The organism is Stenotrophomonas sp. CFBP8980 (assembly GCF_034046095.1).
GTDB lineage: Bacteria > Pseudomonadota > Gammaproteobacteria > Xanthomonadales > Xanthomonadaceae > Stenotrophomonas > Stenotrophomonas lacuserhaii.
In genome coordinates, this window is record NZ_JAXCXF010000001.1 from 535967 (window position 1) to 555688 (window position 19722).

Sequence of the window (19722 nt, forward strand, 5' to 3'; positions counted from 1 at the left end):
CTTCCGCATGCAGCCGCAAGCACTGAAGCATCTGCACGATGATGCCACCCGGGTCATGGTGGTCGACGGCTCGCGGCTGGTCCGCAAGCTGATCGCCGACGTGCTGCAGCGCGACCTCCCCGGCGTGCAGGTGGTCGGTTGCGCGAGCATCGCAGAGGCACGACAGGCCTTGGCGGACGGGCCGGTCAACCTGGTGACCACCTCGCTGTCGTTGCCCGACGGCGACGGCCTGGCGCTGGCCAGGACCGTGCGCGAATCGGCGGGGCAGGCCTACGTGCCGGTGATCGTGGTCTCAGGCGATGCCCAGTCGCATCTGGAACAACGCCGCTTCACCGACTACGTCACCGATTACTTCGACAAGTCGCTGGGCCATGAAGCGCTGGCCGCTTTCATCCGCGGCTACGTGCAGCCGGCGATCATTCCCGGCGCCACGCTGCTGTACGTGGAAGACAGCCGGGTAGTGGCCGAGGCCACCAAGCGGATGCTCGAGCGCCAGCAGCTCAACGTGCTGCACGTGATGACTGCCGAAGAGGCCGTGACCCTGCTGACCGCCGAGTCGCTGGGCCGCAACCAGCACCGCATCGACCTGGTGCTCACCGACGTGACGCTCAAAGGTGAGCTCAGCGGACGTGACCTGGTGGAACGGGTGCGGGTGGACTTCGGCTACGGCAAGCGCCGCCTGCCGGTGCTGGTGATGACCGGTGACGGCAATCCGCTCAACCAGACCGCGCTGTTGCAGGCCGGTGCCAACGACCTGGTGCTGAAGCCGATCGAAGAGCGCCTGCTGGTGACCAAGGTCCTGTTCCAGCTGCGCCTGTCCCGATTGAATCCAAGATCCGTGGTGTGATGAACGAAGCAGTACCTCCTTCCATCCAGCTCGAACCAAGCTGGAAAGCACATGTCGGCGATTGGCTGCTGCAACCGCAGATGCGCGAGCTGTCCAGCTTCCTGCGCCAGCGCAAGGCCAGCGGCGCGAACGTGTTCCCGCCCGGCCCGCAGATCTTCGCCGCCTTCGATGCCACCCCTTTCGATGCCACCAAGGTGGTGATCCTGGGGCAGGATCCGTACCACGGTCGCGGCCAGGCGCATGGGCTGAGTTTCTCGGTGCAGCCCGGCGTGCCGGTGCCGCCGTCACTGTTGAACATCTACAAGGAAATCGAGCGCGACCTTGGTATCCCGCGGCCGGACCATGGCTGCCTGCTGCCTTGGGCGCGGCAGGGCGTGCTGCTGCTGAACGCGGTACTGACGGTGGAAGAGGGCAGTGCCGGGGCGCACCAGAAGCGCGGCTGGGAAGGCTTCACCGACCACGTGGTGGAAGCGCTCAACCGCGAACGCGAAGGCCTGGTGTTCCTGCTGTGGGGCAGCTACGCGCAGCAGAAGGGCAAGGTCATCGACACCCAGCGCCATCGGGTATTGAAGGCGCCGCATCCCTCACCGCTGTCCGCCCACCGCGGCTTCCTCGGCTGCGGTCATTTCTCCGCGGCCAACGAGTACCTGCAGCGCCGGGGACAGACGCCGATCGACTGGTCGCTGCCACCGGCAGGGTAACGGTGGGTGACGAACGGAGAGGGTGGGTGACGACCGTTGGTCGTCCCGCCTTTGCCTTTCCCGCTGCGCTCGCCGAGCATGGCTCGGCGCTACCGGTCAGCCACCCAGACTCAATCCTCCAGCATTTCGATGATCGCCCTCGCCACCTGGCGTTTACGCGGCGTCATTCGACGCAGCAGGCAGAGAATCTCGGTTTCATGTGGATGACGACCGACATCGGGTTTTGGTTCCGGCAGCGGCAGGTCGATTCCGTCTTCCGGACGTCCCGGTCCTCTGCCCGTCGCCAACCATTCAAAATAAACCTGCGTCACAACCGCTATTTTCGCCAAATGGGTCACACTTGGAGACGTCCCACCCTGGCGCTCCCATTGCGCAACGGCGCTGCGGTTTACACCGGTCTCCTGTGCCAACTGCGATTGAGATAGTCCGGCGGTCAATCGCGAGCGTCGGATTCTGTCGCACATGTCCTTCATTCAGCACCCCTCTCCATGTCTTGGTAAGCAGCGCTTACCGGGAAGCGATTCTTTTTCCGGCTGTACAGAAACGCTGTCCTGCGCATCCGTAGCAACCGTGCCGGCCTTCCCCTGGACTACAGGCCAGCAATACTACCCTCCACTTTCACGCGGTCGTGTTTGACGGTTTTCCTGCGCCCCGTATTAATCAGCTCGAACCGGGCTTAAACGTAATCCCGGGAATAACTGGCCAGTATCGAGTTTGTTCAGGTGACGGATTCATTCCGCCGCCGGGGCGTGGTGCTGCCGCTGGAAACTGCACGGAGCACGGGAATGGTTGATGTGAATGGCGTGAAAATATCGTCATTAGGGCGGCATATTTTTGTGATCGCCGTCATGTTGATCGCGCTGTCCTGCATCGGCAGGGCCCATGCGCAAGGCACATCGGCCTGTACCGCAGGCGCCTGCGTCAGCGCCGGCCCTCGGCTGGCTTCGGTCGATTCCACCCAGAGCCCGATCCTCAATCTGCTGTTCGGCGCGCTGCTGCCGGGCACCACGCTGAATCTCACCGCCGCCGACTGGAACAGCCTGGCCGGCGCCAATCTCAACCTCAACGCACTGATCACCCAGCTCAACGGCGGGGTGGAGGTCAGCGATCCCGGCCAGGTGTTGAATACCGCCATCAGCCTGGGCACGCTGCGCGCAGCGATGGTGGCGGTGCTGCAGGCCGACAACCAGGCGCTGGCCGCCAACATCCTCAACGCCCTGCCGCTGGGCGTGGCCGGCGCCACCGGCAGCATCCGCCTCGGTGACCTGCTGCAGATCGCCCTGCCCACCGGCTCACTCACCACCGTGCGGCTCAACGTGCTGGACCTGCTGACCGGCAGCGTGCAGCTGTACAACTTCAGCAACGTGTTGACCACGCCGACGCCGATCACGGTCAACACCGCAGCACTCGGCCTGACCGGCGTGGCCAACGTGCGCCTGTGGCTGCAGGTGGTGGAACCCCCCGTGTACACCTGCGGCCCGCTCGGCAGCGCGTTCCACAGTTCTGCGATCCGGGTCAAGCTGGACCTGGACCTGGCGCAGGGACTCAACACCGCCGCGCTCACCGGCCTGCTGAACAACCTCAACGTGCTCGGCCTGGTGAGAGTATCCAACGCCAACATCAGCGCCAGCGTGCTGCACCTGCAGGTGTACGCGGACATCGCCCGCGCCGAAGGCACGATCTCGGCAGTCAACCTGGTCGGCAATGCGGTCACCCTGCAGGCGCGCCCCGGACTGGTGAACCTGTACGTCGGCCAGATCAGCGACGCGACGTTCTTCAACCGCTCCACCGTGCTGACCGAAAGCGCGCTGACGCCCGCCACGCTGACCTCGCTCAACGTCACCGTGCGGGTCACCACGTTGCTGAACATTCCCGTCGCCGATGTCTCGGTCCCGTTGGCGGTCAGCATCCGCGGATTCGCCACGGCAACGCCGGGCCTGCAGGCGGCCAGCTTCACCGGCCCGTATCCACAGACACGCACCTTGTCGGCCGGCACCGTCAGTGCGGCGACGATGGTGTCCACACTGGTCAACTCGCTCAACATCCAGGTCACCAGCGGCAACCCCACGGTCACCCTGCTGGGCGCGCTGCCGTTGCCGCTGCCCGTGGCCGACCTGGTCAACACGCTGGTGAACACGCTGCTGCAGCCGATCCGCACGGCGGTCAACACGCTGGTGACGCCGGTATTGACCACGCTGCTGGGCGGGGTGGTCGACAACCTGCTTGGGCTGCTCGGCATCCGCATCGGCCAGGCAGTATTCACTGTCGAAGGCGTGACCCAGGCCTGCGCGGCCACCCTGCAGCTGGTCAAGGAACTGCAGCCGAGCAGCGACACCGGCCGCTTCAACCTGGCCATCAACTACAACGGCAGCGTGGTCGGGTCGGCGGCGAATGTCGGCAACAACGGCGCCACCGCGGCGGTGGTGACGGTGGCCGGCGGCACCTATGCGATGGCTGAAACCGCGGCCGCCGGCACGGTGCTGGAGCGCTACGCCAGCACCTGGCAATGCACGAACCAGGACGGGACGGTGATCAGCTCCGGTACCGGGAACAGCTTCAACCTGCAGGCGCCGGCAGTCACCGCCACGCCGGTGGCGCTGGTCTGCCGCATCGTCAACCGCACCCGCCAGGCCGATCTTTCCATCACCAAGACCGACGGCAGCGGCAGCTACACGCCCGGCGGGGCCAGCACCTACACCCTGGTGGTCAGCAACGCGGGGCCGGATGCGGTCACCGCCGCGGTGGTCAACGACACGTTGCCCAACGGCGCGACGCTGAGCGCTGCGTGGACCTGCAGTGCCAGCGCGGGCAGCGCCTGCGCGGCGGCCAGTGGCGGGGCGGTGGGCGGCACCGGCATCAGCGTCGGCGTGGACCTGCTCAACGGCGGTAGCGCCACGATCAGCGTGCCGGTGGTGTTCAGCAGCAATCCCGCCGCGTACTAGCGGCAGGTCGACGCAACGGAACGGGCGTGCAGCGGATCGCGCGCTACCCGCAACGAGGAGTGACCGGCGCGACGCGCATCCAGCGCAGTGCCGGCCGCAGCAGGCGAGGAAGAGGGCATGGCCATGGTTGACCAGCACGGCACGCGACACACGGCACGCCACGCCCACGCACGATGGGGTGCCTGCCTGCTGGCGCTGCTGATGCCGGCCACGCTGCTGGCGCAGACCTATCCCAGCCCGTTGAGCAACACCGCCAACGTCGCCCCCCCGGCGGACATCGGTGACATCGCGCTGGGCAACAACAGCGCCACCGACAGCAACGTGCTGGCCCTGCAGGCGCAGCTGAGCGTGTCCAAGAGCATCCTGGGGCCGACCACTGTGATTGCCGGGGGGCAGGTGCAGTACCAGATCCAGGTGGGCAACCAAGGGCCGTCCAGCGCGCTGGGCGTCACCATCACCGATGCCGTGCCCGCACTGCTCACCAACGTCAGCTGGACCTGTACCGCGGCGTCGCCGTTGTCTTCCTGCGCGGTGGCCAATGGCACCGGCAACAGCATCAATGCCCTGGTAAACGTGGGCGTGGGTGACAGCGTGTCGGTGCGGGTCACCGCCACTGCGCCGTCCGCTACACCGGCCACCATCCCGGCCAACACCGCCGCGCTGATCCTGCCGCCCGGCACCACCGATCCAACCCCGGGCGACAACAGCGCCAGCACCCCGGCGATCACGGTGCAGCCCGCCGCGCTGCTGGCGGTGGCCGACAGTTTCGCCGCCGCGCTGCCGGCTACCGGCGGTGCAACCCCGAGCGTGCTGGCCAATGACACGCTGGCCGGCGTGGCGGTGGTGGCGGCCGACCTGATCGTCACCCTGCAGGACGCGCCCACCGGTTTCAGCATCGATGCGAATGGGGTGATCAGCGTGCCCAGTGGTGCACCTGCCGGCCGCAATGGGCTGACCTACCAGATCTGCGAACGCATTTCGCCGAGCAACTGCTCCGCCGCGACGGCGACCTTCGCGGTGGCGCCGTCAGCGGTGAACGACAGCTACAGCGTGGCCGCCAGCACGCCGAGCTATGCGCAGACGGTGGCCACCAATGACAACGCGGCCGCCACCGCAGTGTTCTCGCTGGTGGGCGCGCCGCCGGCAGGGTTGACCTTCAATGCCGATGGCAGCTTCGTGCTGGCCCCGGCGGGTGGCATCACCGCACCGGTGTCGTTCCAGTACCAGGTGTGCCTGCCTGCACCGGATGCGACCGCCTGCGCCACGGCCACCGCCTCCATCCTGGTCAACGCCAATCCGCTGGTCGCCGTCGACGATGTCGTCGCCACGCCGTTCGCGCCCGGTACCGGGGGCAGCACGCCGTCGGTGATCGGCAACGACACCCTGGGCGGCGCGCCGATCACCGTGCCGGCCACCGTGCAGCTGAGCCTGGTGGGTGCGCCTACCGGTTACAGCATCGCCCCCAGCGGCGTGATCACGGTTGCGCCCACGGCCGCGGCGGGCGCCGTGGATTTCAACTACCAGATCTGCGAAACGGCGGTTCCCGCCAACTGCGCCACCGCCAACGTGGCGCTGGTGGTCAGCCCGGACGCGGCCAATGACAGCGTCACCACGCCCGGTGCCGGGCAACCGGTGGGCGGCAGCGTGGCCGGCAACGACAACACCCCCAGCGGCTCGCTGTTCAGCGTGCCGACCCAGCCGACGCGCGGCACGGTGGTGATGGATGCCTCCGGCGCGTTCACCTACACGCCGACCGGTGGCAACACCGGAGCCGATACCTTCGTCTACCAGGTCTGCCTGCCTGCACCGGATGCCACGGTCTGCGACACCGCTACGGTGAGCGTGCAGGTCGCGGCCAATACGATCGATGCGCTGGACGACATCGTGAGCACGGTGTTGCCGCCCAGTGGTGGCACCACGCCCAGCGTGCTGGCCAATGACCTGCTCAACGGCGTGCTGGTCACGCCGGCACAGGTGGTGGTGTCGCTGCAGGGCGCACCGGCGGACTACAGCATCGACACGAACGGACAGATCACCGTGGCCGCGGGTGCCGCTGCCGGCGCGCAGACGCTCACCTACCAGCTGTGCGAGGCGGCGGTGCCCGCCAACTGCGACCTGGCCAGCGTGCAGCTGGTGGTCGCACCGGATGCGGTGGGCGACACCTTCAACGCCACCGCCGGCGTCCCGCTGCCGGGCGTGCTGACCACCGGCGACAACGCGCCGGCGGGCAGCAGCTACAGCCTGCTGGTCGGCCCGGCCAACGGCACCGCCACGGTGGAGGCTGATGGCAGCTTCAGCTACACCGCGCTGGCCGCCTACAGTGGACAGGACAGCTTCCAGTACCAGCTGTGCCTGCCTGCGCCGAATGCGGCGGTATGCGATACCGCCACGGCGACCTTCACCCTGGCCGCTGCCGTGGTGGCGGCCAATGACGATGATTTCAGCGCCGCCCCGTTCGGCGTGGCCGGTGGCCTGACCGCCCCGGTCACCGGCAATGACACGGTCAACGGCGTGCCCGTGGTCCCGGCGCAGGTGACCCTGGCGCTGACCGGCGCGGCGCCGGTGGGCTTCACCCTGCAGCCGACCGGCGAGCTCAGCGTGCCGGCCGGTGCGCAGGCCGGCATCGTCGCCCTGACCTACCAGTTGTGCGAAGCGGGTACCAGCAACTGCGACACCGCCACCATCACCGTGGTGATCACCCCGGACGCGGTGGACGACGTGCTGTCGACCAACGCCGGCCGCGCGGTCAGTGGCAACGTTGCGATCAATGACAATGCCCCGGCGGGCTCGACGTTCAGCGTACTGGGCGTGGGCCCCGCCGGCCTGGTGTTCGCCGCAGATGGAGGCTTCACCTATACGCCGGCTGCCCTGTTCACCGGTCCGGCCACCTTTGATTACCAGGTCTGCCTGCCCGCGCCGGAAGCCGCCGTGTGCGCCAGCGCGTCGGTGACGATCAACGTCAATGCCGGCACGCTGCAGGCCAACGATGATGATTTCCGCTCGCTGATCCTCGATGCCAGCGCAGGCGGCACCACCAACAGCGTGCTGGCCAATGACACCCATAACGGCGCCATTCCGCCGGATCCGTCCGAAGTCCTGCTGACCCTGGTCGGCGCCCCGGCCGGCTTCGTGGTCAATCCCAACGGGACGATCTCGGTACCAGGTAGCGCTGCCGCAGGGCAGGTGGAATTCAGTTACCAGATGTGCGAAGTCGCACTGCCCAGCAACTGCAGTTCGGCGGCGGTGCTGTTGCTGCTGAGCCCGGCTGCCAGCAACGACAACTTCAGCACCCAGGTCGGCGTACCGCTGGCCAACAGCGTCGCCAGCAATGACAACGTACCGCCGGGCAGTGCCTTCGAGGTCAGCGGCACGCCGCCGGCCGGCCTGCTGTTCAATGCCGACGGCAGCTTCGTCTATACCCCGCCGCTGGGCACGCAGGGCGCGGTCACCTTCGCCTACCAGGTGTGCCTGCCTGCGCCGAACACCACCGTGTGCACCACCGCCACGGTCACCTTGAACGTCAACGCCGGCACGCTGGTGGCCAACGACGATGATTTCCGCGCGACGCCGGTGGATCCGGCATTGGGCGGCAGCACCGGCAGCGTGCTGGGCAACGACAGCCTGGACGGCAGCACGCCGCCGGCATCGACCGCAGTACAGCTGAGCCTGCTCAATGCACCGGCCGGCTACACGCTGGCCGCCGATGGCACGGTGTCGGTCGCCGCAGGCGCGGTGGCCGGCGCGGTGACGCTGACCTACCAGCTGTGCGAGGCCGCGCTGCCGAGCAACTGCGATACCGCGCAGATTTCCCTGCTGGTGGCGCCGCAGGCGCAGGCCGATGTGTTTTCCACACCGGCCGGGCAGCTGCTGGCCGGCAATGTAGGCACCAATGACAATGCGCCGAACGGTGCGGTGTACACGGTCAACGGCATCGCGCCGGAGGGTCTGTCCTTCAGCCCGGATGGCAGCTTCCTGTTCACGCCCACCGACGGATTCACCGGAGCGGTGACCTTCAGCTACCAGGTGTGCCTGCCGGCGCCGGACACCGGCCTGTGCAGCACCGCCTCGGCGACGATCAACGTCAACGCCGGCAACCTCATCGCGCTGGACGACGACTTCAGCGGCGCGCCGCTGGCGCCGGGCGGCAGCAGCACGGCCAGCGTGCTGGCCAATGACACCTTGAACGGCGTGTCGCCGCCTGCGGCCGCCAGCGTGGGCTTGAGCCTGGTGGGCGCACCCAGCGGCTACGCACTGACGGCGGCCGGCGTGCTGCAGGTGCCGGTGGCGGCCACCGCCGGGGTCAACGTGTTGACCTACCAGGTGTGCGAGAACGCCGCCAGCGGCAACTGCGCCAGTGCGCAGATCACCCTGGTGGTGACCCCGCAGGCGCAGGACGATGCACTGTCCACGCCGGCCGGACAGGTGCTCAACGGCAGCGTTGGCGACAACGACAACGCGCCGATGGGTTCGCAGTTCAGCGTGACCGGCACCACGCCTGACGGGCTGCTGTTCAATGGCAACGGCACCTTCAGCTACACCCCGCCGGTCGGCGTGCCGAGCCCGGTCAGCTTCGGCTACCAGGTGTGCCTGCCGGCGCCGTATGCGGCGCTCTGCACGAGCGCCAATGTCAGCATCAACATCAATGCCGGCACCTTGCTGGCAGGCGATGATGACTTCACTGCGACACCGATCAACCCGGTCAGCGGTGGCAGCACGACCTCGGTGCTGACCAACGACGCACTGAGCGGCGTGAGCCCGCCCGATCCGGCCGGCGTGCTGCTGTCGCTGCAGGGCGCGCCTGCCGGCTTCAGCATCGGCAGCGACGGCGTGGTCAGCATCGCCGCCGGCACCCAGGCCGGTGCGATCAGCCTGACCTACCAGCTGTGTGAAGCGGCGCTGCCGTCCAACTGCGATACCGCCAGCATCGCGCTGCTGGTGTCGCCGCAGGCGGTGGCCGATGGGGTGTCCACCCAGGTCGGCCAGCCGGTGTCCGGCAACGTCGGCAGCAACGACAACATTGCGCCCAGTTCGACCTTCGCGGTGACCAGTACCAGCCCCGCCGGGCTGGCGTTCAACGCCGATGGCAGCTTCACCTACACCCCCCCGCTGGGCGTGGTCAGCCCGGTGAGCTTCGATTACCAGGTGTGCCTGCCGGTGCCGAACGCTGGCCTCTGCTCCAGCGCGACGGTCACCCTCAACGTCAACAACGGGGCCCTGGTGGCTGCCGATGATGACTTCAGCGGCACCGCGCTGCTGCCCGGTGGCGTCACCGGCAGCGTGCTGGCCAACGACAGCCTCAACACGGTCAGCCCGCCGGCCCCGGCGGACGTGGTGCTGTCCCTGGTCGGCGCGCCGAGCGGCTATGCCATTGCCAGCGATGGCGCGATCAGCATTCCTGCCGGCACCGCGAGCGGCCGCGTGCAGATCACCTACCAGCTGTGCGAAGCCGCCGCGCCGACCAACTGCGATACCGCCACGGCGTCCTTGCTGTTGGCCCCGCAGCCGGCCGACGACATTGCCTCCACGCCGGCGGGGCAGGCCGTCGGTGGCTCGGTCGGCATCAATGACAACGTACCGGCCGGCTCCGCCTATACGCTGGTCGGCGCCGCACCGGGCGGGTTGGTGTTCAACCCCGATGGCAGTTTCACCTTCACCCCGCCAGCGGGGGTCATCAGCCCGGTGACCTTCGATTACCAGGTCTGCCTGCCGGCACCGGATGCCACCGTATGCGGCGCCGCCTCGGTGACGATCAACGTCAACAACGGCGCACTGTCTGCGGTGGGCGATGATTTCAGCGCCACGCCGCTGTTGCCGGGTAGCATCACCGCGAGCAGCGTGCTGGCCAACGACAGCTTGAACGGCACCACGCCGCCGGCCGCCGCCAGCGTGATGCTGAGCCTGGTCGGTGCGCCCACCGGCTATGTGATCAACGCCGATGGCACGCTCACCACGCCGAGCGGCGCGGTGGCTGGTGCGGTGAGCCTGACCTACCAGGTCTGCGAAGCCGCTGCACCGACCAACTGCGATACCGCACCGGTGTCGCTGGTGCTGACTCCCGTACCGGCCGCCGATGCCTTCACCGTGCTGGCCGGGCAGAGCGTGCTGGGCAATGTCGGCGTCAATGACAATGTGCCGGCCGGTACGGTCTTCAGCGTGATCGGCGCCGCGCCGGCCGGCCTGTCGTTCAACGCCGATGGCAGCTTCAGCTACACCCCGCCGGTGGCCACGCCCGGCCCGGTGAGCTTCGATTACCGGGTCTGCCTGCCCGCACCGAACAGCGACGTATGCGGCATCGCGACGGTGACGCTGACCATCAACAACGGCGCGCTGCTGGCCGCCGACGATGACTTCAGCGGCGCGCCGCTGCTGGGCGGTGCCACCACCGCTGGCAGTGTGCTGGCCAACGACGCGTTGAATGGCGTGAGCCCGCCGGCCGCGGCCGATGTGACTCTGCGCCTGGTCGGCGCGCCGGCCGGCTATGCCATCAATGCCGATGGCACGATCTCCACCCCGCTGGTCACCCCGTCCGGCGCGCTCACGCTGGTCTATGAACTGTGCGAAGCGGCCGCGCCGGGCAACTGCGCCACCGCCAACGTGGCGCTGGTGCTGGTCCCGCAGCCGGTCGCCGATGTGGTGTCCACGCTTGCCGGCCAGCCGGTCAGCGGCACTGTCGGCGGCAACGACAACCTGCCCGCTGGCGCACTGTTCGCCGTGGCCGGCAGCGCGCCGACCGGGCTGGTGTTCAATGCCGATGGCAGCTTCACCTTCACCCCGCCAGCCGGCGTCAGCAGCCCGGTGGTGTTCAGTTACCAGGTCTGCCTGCCGGCGCCGAACGGCACGTTGTGTGGCACCGCAGCGGTGACCATCAACGTCAACAATGGTGCATTGGATGCGGTGGCCGATGATTTCCGCGACACGGCCCTGTTGCCCGGTGCCAGCACGCCCAGCGTGCTGGACAACGACGTGTTGAACGGCACCACGCCGCCGGCCGCTGCGGCCGTGCAGCTGTCGCTGATCGGTGCACCGGCCGGCTATGCGATCAACGCCGACGGAACCATCGCCATCCCCAGCGGCACGCTGGCGGGCACGGTGATCCTGACCTACCAGCTGTGCGAAGTGGCCGCGCCTGGCAACTGCGACAGCGCCGATGTGTCGCTGCTGCTGACGCCGGTGCCGCAGGATGACGTGCTGTCGACCTCGGCCGGCCAAGCGGTTGCCGGGAGTGTTGGCGGGAATGACAACGTGCCTGTCGGTGCGCTGTTCTCGCTGGTTGGCGCGCCGCCGGCCGGGCTGGTCTTCAACGCCGATGGCAGCTTCAGCTTCAACCCGCCGGTCGGCGTTGCCAGTCCGGTGACGTTCGCTTACCAGGTCTGCCTGCCGGCACCGGATGCCTCGGTGTGCGGCACCGCTTCGGTGACCATCAATGTCAACAACGGGGCGCTGTCGGCGCTCGCCGACGATTTCACTGCGACGCCACTGCTGGCTGGTGCGAGCACGCCGAGTGTGCTGCTCAACGACACCCTGAACACCGTCACCCCGCCCGCTGCCGGCACGGTGAACCTGAGCCTGGTCGATGCCCCGGCCGGCTACCTGATCAACGCCGCCGGCGTCATCAGCACGCCGATCGGCGCGCTGTCCGGTGCGGTCACGCCGACCTACCAGCTGTGCGAAGCCGCAGCGCCGACCAACTGCGATACCGCCACGGTGTCGCTGGTGCTGCAGCCGCAGCCGGTCGCCGATACGGTATCTGTTGCGGTCGGCCAGACGGTCAACGGCAATGTCGGCAGCAATGACAACGTGCCGGCAGGCGCACTGTTCAGCGCGGTTGGCAGCACGCCGGCCGGGCTGCTGTTCAACGCCGATGGCAGTTTCAGCTACAGCCCGCCGGTGGGCGTGTCCGGGCCGGTGACCTTCACTTACCAGGTCTGTCTGCCGGCGCCGAACGCGGCCGTGTGCGGTAGCGCGTCGGTCACCTTCAACGTCAACACCGGCACGCTGGTGGCGGCCGACGATGATTTCAGCGGCACGCCGCTGGTGCCCGGCGGCAGCACGCCCAGCGTACTGGGCAACGATGCGCTGAACGGCGCGACGCCGCCGCTGGCCAGCGATGTGCTGCTGAGCCTGGTCGGCGCACCGGCCGGTTATGCGATCAACGCCGATGGCACGATCTCCACGCTGGGCAGCACGCCATCCGGTGCGGCGACGCTGGCTTACCAGATCTGCGAAGCGGCGGCGCCGACCAACTGCGATACGGCAACGATTGTGCTGCTGTTGACGCCGGTGCCGGTGGCCGACGTGGTGTCCACCCTGGCCGGCCAGCCGCTCTCCGGCAACGTCGGCAGCAATGACAACGTGCCGGCCGGTTCGTTGTTCAGCGTGGTCGGCACGCCGCCGACCGGCCTGCTGTTCAATGCCGATGGCAGCTTCAGCTACACCCCGCCACCGGGCGTGGCCAGCCCGGTCACCTTCAGCTACCAGGTGTGCCTGCCTGCGCCGAACGGCACCACCTGTGGCATCGCCACGGTCACCATCAACGTCAACAACGGCGCACTGAGCGCGGTGGATGATGACTTCAGCGGCATCGCGGTGGTGCCCGGCGGCAATACGCCCAGCGTGCTGGCCAACGACACGCTCAATGGCGCCACCCCGCCGGCCGCCGCGGCGGTGGCACTCAGCCTGGTCGGCGCGCCTGCCGGCTATGCGATCAATCCCGATGGCACCGTCAGTGTGCCCACCGGCACGCTGTCCGGCCTGGTCACGCTGACCTACCAGGTGTGCGAAGTCGCCGCGCCGAGCAACTGTGACAGCGCGTCGATCACGCTGCTGGTGAGCCCGGCACCGGCCAACGACGTGGTCTCCACGCCTGCCGGCCAGCAGGTGGTGGGCGACGTTGGCGGCAACGACAACGTACCCGCCGGCTCGCTGTTCTCGGTGGTCGGCATCCCGCCCGATGGGCTGGTGTTCAATGCCGACGGCAGCTTCAGCTATACGCCCCCGCTGGGCATTACCGGGCCGGTCAGCATCGGCTACCAGGTGTGCCTGCCGGCGCCGAATGGCAGCGTCTGCGGCAACGCGATCCTGGTCATCAACGTCAACAACGGCGCCCTTGCCGCGGTGGCCGACGATTTCAGCGGCACCCCATTGCTGCCCGGCAGCACCACGCCATCCAGCGTGCTGGCCAACGACACCTTGAACGGTGCCACGCCGCCTGCGCCGGGCACGGTGACGCTGTCGCTGGTCGGCGCGCCGGCCGGTTATTCCATCAATGCCGATGGCACGATCGTCACCGGCACCGCCTCCGGTGCGGTGACCCTGACCTACCAAGTCTGCGAAGTGGCCGCGCCGACCAACTGCGATACCGCCGCGGTGTCGCTGGTGCTGCAGCCGCAACCGCTGGCGGATTCGGTGTCGGTGGCTGCGGGCCAGACCGTCACCGGCAACGTCGGCAGCAACGACAACGTGCCGACGGGGTCTGCTTTCAGCCTGCAGGGCGCCGCGCCTGCCGGCCTGTCGTTCAACGCCGATGGCAGCTTCAGTTACACGCCGCCGCTGGGCACCACCGGGCCGGTCAGCTTCAGCTACCAGGTCTGCCTGCCGGCACCGGATGCCAGCGTGTGCGGCATCGCGAGCGTGACCATCACACTGGGCACCGGTTCGCTGGTGGCCGGCAATGACGACTTCAGCGTGACGCCGCTGCTGCCGGGCAGTGCCACGCCCAGCGTGCTGGCCAATGACGCGTTGAATGGGATCAGCCCGCCGGCTTCCTCGACCGTCCTGCTGAGCCTGGTCGGTGCGCCGTCCGGCTTCGTGATCAATCCGGATGGCAGCATCGCCACCCCGGCCACGGCGGTGTCCGGCCCTGTGCTGCTGACCTACCAGATCTGCGAAGCCGCCGCGCCGGGCAACTGCACTACCGCATCGGTGTCGCTGCTGTTGGCGCCGGTTGCGGTGGCCGACGTGGTGTCCACGCTGGCCGGACAGCCGGTGAGCGGCAACGTCGGCAGCAATGACAACGTGCCCGCCGGTTCGCTGTTCAGCGTGGTCGGCACCCCGCCCAGTGGCCTGCTGTTCAACGCAGATGGCAGCTTCACCTATACCCCGCCGGTGGGCACCACCGGTGCGGTGGTCTTCAGTTACCAGGTCTGCCTGCCTGCACCGGACAGCACGGCATGCAGCACCGCGTCGGTCACCCTCAACGTCAACAACGGCACGCTGGTGGCGACCGCCGATGACTTCAGTGGCACCGCTGTCGTGCCGGGCGGCTCCACGCCCAGCGTACTTGCCAACGACACCTTGAATGGCGCCACGCCACCGGCGGCTGCAGCGGTGTCGCTGTCGCTGGTGGGTGCACCGGCTGGCTATGCGATCAATGCCGATGGCACGCTCAGCGTGCCGAGCGGGACGCTTTCCGGACCGGTCACGCTCACTTACCAGATCTGCGAAGTGGCGGCGCCAGGCAACTGCGACAGCGCGCCGGTCACGCTGCTGATCAGCCCGGCACCGGCCAATGACGTGGTGTCCACGCCGGCCGGGCAGCCGGTTTCCGGCAACGTCGGTGGCAACGACAACGTGCCGGTGGGCTCGCTGTTCTCGGTAGTTGGCACTGCGCCTGCCGGCCTGGTCTTCAATGCCGATGGCAGCTTCACTTACACCCCGCCGCTGGGCATCACCGGCCCGGTGACCTTCAGCTACCAGGTGTGCCTGCCCGCGCCGAACACGGCGGTGTGCGGCACTGCTTCGGTGACCATCAACGTCAACGACGGGGCGCTTGCTGCGCTGGCCGACGACTTCAGCGCCACGCCGCTGCTGCCCGGTGCCAGCACCTCCAGCAGCGTGCTGGCCAACGACACCTTGAACGGTGTCAGCCCCCCGGCCGCCGGCAGCGTCACGCTGTCGCTGGTGGGTGCGCCGGCCGGCTATGCGATCAACCCCGATGGCACCATTGCCACCCCGGCCGGCACGCTCTCCGGTGCGGTAGCACTGACTTACCAGGTCTGCGAAGTGGCGGCACCGGGCAACTGCGATACCGCTACGGTGTCGCTGCTGCTGACGCCTGCACCGGTGGCCGACAGCGTTGCCGTGGCCGCTGGCCAGACCGTCGGTGGCAACGTTGGCGGCAACGACAACGTGCCCGCCGGATCGACCTTCAGCGTGGTCGGCACGCCGCCGGCCGGGCTGTCGTTCAACGCCGATGGCAGCTTCAGCTACACGCCGCCGGCCGGCACCAGTGGTCCGGTGGGCTTCACCTACCAGGTGTGCCTGCCGGCGCCGAACGGCAGCGTCTGCGGTACGGCCAGCGTGACCTTCAACGTTGGCATCGGCTCGCTGGTGGCTGGTAACGATGACTTCAGCACGACGCCATTGCTGCCTGGCGGCAGCACGCCCAGCGTGCTCGCCAACGATGCATTGAACGGCGTCACGCCGCCGCCGGCCGCCAGCGTGGTGCTCAGCCTGGTAGGTGCACCGGCGGGCTATGCGATCAATCCCGATGGCACCATCAGCACGTCGACCAGCAGCACATCCGGTGCGGTCACGCTGACCTACCAGGTGTGCGAGGCCGCCGCGCCGACCAACTGTGCCACCGCCAGCGTGGCGCTGGTGCTGTCGCCGGTCGCGGTGGCCGACGTGGTGTCCACGCCGGTCGGCCAGCCGGTCAGCGGCGACCTCGGCAGCAACGACAACGTGCCGCCGGGTTCCACCTTCAGCGTGGTCGGCAGCACGCCGGCCGGGCTGGTGCTGAACGCCGACGGCAGCTTCACCTACACCCCGCCGGCCGGCGTCAGCGGTGCGGTGGGCTTCACCTACCAGGTGTGCCTGCCGGCGCCGTTCGCATCGACCTGCAGCACGGCAACGGTGACCATCAACGTCAATACCGGCACGCTGCTGGCCGCAGATGATGATTTCAGCGGCGCGCCGGTGCTGCCCGGTGGCACCACGCCCAGCGTGCTGGCCAATGATGCGCTCAATGGCGTGTCGCCTCCTGCCGCCGCCAGCGTGGTGCTGAGTCTGGTGGGTGCGCCGGCCGGCTTTGCGATCAACGCCGATGGCACGCTGGTGGTGCCGTCTGGTGGCATCAGCGGTCCGGTCACGTTGACCTACCAGGTCTGCGAAGCGGCGGCACCGGTCAACTGCGCCAGTGCCTCGATCACCCTGGTGCTGACCCCGGTGCCGGTCGCCGACGTGGTGTCCACGCCGGCCGGCCAGCCGGTCAGCGGCAATGTCGGCAACAATGACAACCTGCCGCCGGGCTCCACCTTCAGCGTGGTAGGCAGCACGCCGCCGGGGCTGGTGTTCAACCCCGATGGCAGCTTCACCTACACCCCGCCGGTGGGGACCACCGGGCAGGTCGGCTTCACCTATCAGGTCTGCCTGCCCGCGCCGAACGGTGCGGTGTGCGCGACCGCTCCGGTCACGCTCAACGTCAACAACGGCGCGCTGTCGGCGCTGGCTGATGACTTCAGCGGTGCGCCGCTGCTGCCGGGCAGCACCACGCCCAGCGTGCTGGCCAACGACACGCTGAACGGTGCGACGCCGCCGGCCTCCGGCACCGTCGTGTTGAGCCTGGTCGGTGCACCGGCCGGGTATGTGATCAACGCCGACGGCACCATCAGCGTCCCCGTCGGCACGCCGAGCGGCGTGGTTTCGCTGACCTACCAGGTGTGTGAGGTAGCGGCGCCGACCAACTGCGATTCGGCACAGGTATCGCTGCTGCTCACCCCCGCACCGGCGGCCGACAGCGTGTCCGCGGCCGCCGGTCAGACCACCAGTGGCAATGTCGGCAACAACGACAACGTGCCACCGGGGTCGACCTTCAGCGTGGTCGGTGGCACCCCTGCAGGGCTGGTGTTCAACGCCGATGGCAGCTTCAGCTACACCCCGCCGGCCGGTACCAGCGGCACCGTCAGCTTCACCTACCAGGTCTGCCTGCCGGCGCCGAATGCGGCGGTGTGCGGCACCGCCACGGTGAACATGACGGTGGCGACCAACGTGGTGCTGGCGGTCAACGATGACTTCAGCGCAACGCCGGTGGATCCGTCGGTGGGCGGCACCATCGCCCGTTCGGTGCTGGAGAACGACACCTGGAACGGGGCGGCGCCGCCGCCGGTCGGCAGCGTCACCGCGACCCTGCTGGGCAGCACGCCGGGCTACACGATGAACAACCAGGGCCAGGTGATGGTGGCGCCGGGCGTGCAGCCGGGCCAGGTGCAGCTGAGCTACCAGCTGTGCGAAAACGGCGTGCCCGGCAACTGCTCCACCGCGATCATCACCGTGCTGGTGCAGGGGCCGGTGGGGGCCCTGCTGGCGGTGGATGACATCGGCGGTCCGCTGCCGGCAGGGCAGGCTGCGCCGACCCTGTTGAATGTCTTCAGCAACGACACGTTCAACAGTGCCCCGCTGGATCCGGCGCAGGTCGACTTCGCCCCGGTCAACACGGCCGAGCTCAGCTTCGCCGCCGATGGTTCGCTGAGCGTGGCGGGCGGCCTGTCACCGGGCAGCTACAGCACGACCTACACCGTCTGCCTGACAAGCCAGCCGACCGTGTGCGACACCGGCACGGTCACCGTCACCGTGGTGGCCAGCACCGACCGGGTGGTGGCGCAGGACGATGCGATCGACATGCCGCAGAACGGCGTGGTGGAAATCGACGTACTGGGCAACGACCGCATGGATGGCAATCCGATCGATCCGGACGGCGTGGTGCTGACCATCACCTCGCCGCCGCCGTTCGGCACCGCCGAGGTCATGGCGCGCGCCCGCATCCGCTTCGCGGTGCTGGCCAACTTCGCCGGCCAGCAGAGCTTTGATTACCAAGTCTGCGAAGCCGCCAATCCGGCCATGTGCGGCAGTGCCACGGTGAGCGTCACGGTGGAGGAAAACGTGCTGGTGCTTTCCGACGATGCGATCACCACCGAAACGAGCGGCCCGCTGGTGATCGATGTGCTGGCCAACGACAGCACCCGCAGCGCGGCGCTGGATCCGGCTTCGCTGCAGGTGGTGGTCGCCGCTACCCGCGGCAGCGTCCAGTGTGCCAATGGCAGTTGCACCTACACGCCGTCTGGAGGCTTCTTCGGCACCGACAGTTTCCGCTACCGGATCTGCGACGTGTCGATCCCCACCCCGGTGTGTGCCGAAGCCAACGTGTCGGTCACGGTGGCTGGGCAACAGGCCACGCTGCGGCTGACCAAGACCGCCGCCAAGCGCAGCGCGCAGATCGGTGACCTGGTGCGCTACACGGTCACCGTCGAAAACGTGGGCGAGGTGGACGCCAACGGCGCCACCCTGCTGGACACGCTGCCGCCGGGCTTCAGCTTCGTCAGCGGAGGCTTCTCGGTAATCGATGCCGACAATGTCGCGCGCACCAGTGGCGTGCAGCCGCTGCGCATCGACGGCATCGACATCGCCGTCGGTGAAAGCGCCACGGTGGTGTACTACCTGCGGGTCGGTGCCGGCACCGGTACGGGTATGCACACCAACCGTATCACCGCAATCGATGGGCAGAACCGCAGCATCGGCAACATCGCCTCGGCCGACGTGGACATCAGCGCCGATCCGCTGCTTGACGAGAGCCTGGTGGTCGGCACGGTGTTCGATGACCGCAACGGCAACGGCGTGCAGGAACCGGGCGAGCGCGGCATCCCGGGCGTGCGCGTGGCGGCCGTGGAAGGCCTGCTGATGGAGACCGATGCCTTCGGCCGCTATCACCTGGTCGGCATCCAGGGCGGCGGGGCGCGGGGCCGCAACTTCATCCTCAAGGTGGATCCGTCCACGCTGCCGTCCGGGGCACGCTTCACCACGCCCAATCCGCTGGTGCGGCGGATCACCCCGGGCCTGCCGGTCCGCTTCGACTTCGGCGTGGTGATGCCGGCGGGCGAAATCGTCGCCCCGGCGGACGCACCGCGCGGGGCTGCCATCGAACTCGGCGAAGGCCTGTTCGAGCGCGGCTCGGCACGCCTGGTCGAGGGCTCCGCGACGGTGCTGGACAAGGCCGCGCAGGCGCTGACGGCACGCAACGGCGGCCGCCTGCTGCTGGCGACGGACGAAGGCCAGCAGGCGCTGGCGCTGCAACGTGCGGCCAGCCTGCGCGCGGCCTTGGCCGGCCGGCTGCGCCCGGACGTGGCGGCGGCCACGCGCATCGAGGTGGTGCGCAGCGGCGACGAGCAGGTGCTGCACAGCCTGCGTATCGATGATCCACCTGCTGTGCCGCCTGTCACCGGCGGGGAGGGGCGCTGAG

At 68.5% G+C, this 19722-nt stretch carries 5 protein-coding genes; 4 read left to right on the plus strand and 1 reads right to left on the minus strand.

All coding sequences use genetic code 11. The features are described 5' to 3' along the window. Positions 1-7 precede the first annotated feature (7 nt). Both SOM47_RS02530 and ung read left to right on the plus strand, forming a co-directional pair. Complete coding sequence (locus SOM47_RS02530) at positions 8-847, plus strand: response regulator (RefSeq protein WP_042612686.1); 840 nt, start codon at positions 8-10, stop codon at positions 845-847. Next, the gene (gene ung / locus SOM47_RS02535) at positions 847-1548 is read left to right on the plus strand and encodes a uracil-DNA glycosylase (protein ID WP_197974447.1); all 702 of its coding nucleotides are present in this window, start codon (positions 847-849) and stop codon (positions 1546-1548) included. Before SOM47_RS02530 ends, ung begins: the two co-directional genes overlap by 1 nt. Positions 1549-1658: 110 nt before the next feature. Here ung and SOM47_RS02540 read toward each other — a convergent pair whose 3' ends face one another. Beyond that, positions 1659-2021: a helix-turn-helix domain-containing protein gene (locus SOM47_RS02540; protein ID WP_080335052.1), complete on the minus strand. Its 363-nt coding sequence runs from the start codon at positions 2019-2021 to the stop codon at positions 1659-1661. Between the two features lie 375 nt (positions 2022-2396). On the opposite strand from SOM47_RS02540, the gene SOM47_RS02545 reads away from it, so the two are divergent. After that, entirely contained in the window at positions 2397-4490 is a 2094-nt protein-coding gene (locus tag SOM47_RS02545; RefSeq protein ID WP_320504660.1) for a hypothetical protein, read from the plus strand. A gap of 117 nt (positions 4491-4607) precedes the next feature. After that, on the plus strand, positions 4608-19721 hold the full coding sequence (locus SOM47_RS02550) for an Ig-like domain-containing protein (protein WP_320504661.1): 15114 nt from the start codon (positions 4608-4610) through the stop codon (positions 19719-19721). Position 19722 lies beyond the last annotated feature (1 nt).